Raw genomic sequence first — 269 nt, forward strand, 5'->3', positions numbered from 1 at the left:
GTTCCCGATGCTGGCGGGATCGCGGTAGACGCGGCCATCGCCGCAGCGTCCGCTGACACGGTGCTGCAGCCACACGCCTCCAGCCTCGGCGGCGGCGGAACCGCCATCATCGCCGATTCCGATGGCATCTCCTACGTCGACTACCGCGATGAGGTGAATCTCGCTGGCGTCGACCCGAGCGGCGGTGCGGGCATCCCGGGTTACGTAGCGGGCATGGCGGCCCTGCATGAGCGGTACGGCTCCCTTCCTTGGGGCGACCTCGTGCAGAG

The 269-nt window shown here is 69.1% G+C and carries 1 pseudogene; it reads left to right on the plus strand.

What is annotated here, in order from left to right:
• Positions 1-60: 60 nt before the first annotated feature.
• A pseudogene (locus KVS71_RS17545) lies at positions 61-269 on the plus strand (hypothetical protein); the annotation flags it as partial.

Source organism: Microbacterium sp. GbtcB4, assembly GCF_019091465.1.
In the GTDB taxonomy this organism is placed as follows: domain Bacteria; phylum Actinomycetota; class Actinomycetes; order Actinomycetales; family Microbacteriaceae; genus Microbacterium; species Microbacterium paraoxydans.